Origin of the sequence: Psychromarinibacter sediminicola, assembly GCF_029168335.1 — a bacterium.
In the GTDB taxonomy this organism is placed as follows: domain Bacteria; phylum Pseudomonadota; class Alphaproteobacteria; order Rhodobacterales; family Rhodobacteraceae; genus Psychromarinibacter; species Psychromarinibacter sediminicola.
Genome location: NZ_JARGYC010000191.1, coordinates 1 through 1,442, shown reverse-complemented (window position 1 = coordinate 1,442; position 1,442 = coordinate 1). Strand labels below are relative to the sequence as shown.

Here is a 1,442-nt window from a genome sequence, read left to right as displayed (position 1 = left end):
TGGGAATCCCCAATCGATTCATGTCGGTGGGCAAACGCTCTAGGTCTTCTACTGACGGCGGAGAGTCCAAGAGCTTGAGGCCGGAAAGCAGCTCCCCGGGATAGACGTTTGTTCTTCCAGTGCGATAGTCTCGTCTAACGATTCTAGCGGCATCTAGGAGTACAGAACCGCTAGGAACCCGGAAGCCACGTTCTCTTATGCTCTCCTCTCCATCCTCAAAGCAAAGTCGAACTGTCTCATAGTCGGTCACTTTTTCCGAGAACAAGATGTCACCCAGAGACTGCTCTCCCTTGTCAGTTGGGCTCTTACCAAGCGCCTCTTGCTCCTCTTTGCTAGGTTTCATCCCAAAGCATATTCCAACAGCCATTACAAAGTCTGGATCCAGATCACGCATCGCCTCGGCGGCAACTAGCTCCGATCCACTTGAGCCAACAGAACCAGCGCTACTTCGAGCGTGGAGGATCTCTTTGTTCTGACCGAGCGTGAACCGAGAGCATACACCGGCGGCTGTTCTGACATAGCCAGCGTTGCGATAGCCCTCAGCCGCCAAGGCATCATCAAGCGCGTCGTCCTCCGTGTCAGTTGCCGTAAGAAGAAGGATTTTTGAGCGATCTTTGATGTTCATCAGTTTCTCCCAACCCCTAAACACTCTTGAGCTTGCGCTTCCCTCTTGATCTATGACCCTTTGAATTACACCGACCGACCAATCAAAGTAGTCATCAATATTCCGAAAAGTACCTCTGTCCCCCTCAACTGAGGTAAAAATCAGGTGGGAGCAAAGCGTTTCTGTCTGCGATCGAAGCGAAGCAAAATAGTCAATGCTTCCCTCGGGGTAATTCAACTGTTCGCGAATAGCCTCGCAGCAAGCGCCAACAAACGACTGTAGATGCGCAACAAAGTTGACGTGAGACTGGTTTCCATATGAGCCGTACAACTGCTCCCGCAAATCCGGGTTGTCGCGCTTTAGCTTATCCCACGACAGCGCGTTAAGTACTGATGACAATATTGGGATGTCGTAGTGCGGAAAGAGGTCGTAATCCTCAACGAAACCCACATCGCCAATTCCAGTGCAAATGACTGAAGCGCTATACCTCTTATAATGGTCGAAGTATCGGGCTGAAATCACTCTTGCAACGGCTTCAAGTTCGGACTTATCCAGCTCCTCGTCGTTCAGGTAAAACTCCAAATTCCCACGGGTAATGGCCTCGTGGCGATGCGTACCGAAGACCGCTTGGATTGGCTCAATGCGATCCGAAAATATTCGCCAATCCTCTCTATGAGCATGCCGCTGCTCGAGCGCAAGTGCAGGCTCCCGAACATCTCGGTCAGAGACATCTAGGATATCTCGTCATCCGTGAACTATGGCTGGCAACGCTCATGAGCGTCACGCCGCGGCCTTTTCCTGTGCACATGATGGGCTGCGGCCGTAGAGAACGGCCAGC

1 protein-coding gene is annotated in these 1,442 nt (G+C 51.9%); it reads right to left on the bottom strand.

Annotated elements, in window-relative coordinates:
* The coding region (locus tag P1J78_RS24870; RefSeq protein ID WP_275570057.1) for a hypothetical protein at positions 1 to 1,186 on the bottom strand (1,186 nt) is incomplete at its 3' end.
* Between the last annotated feature and the right edge of the window lie 256 nt (positions 1,187 to 1,442).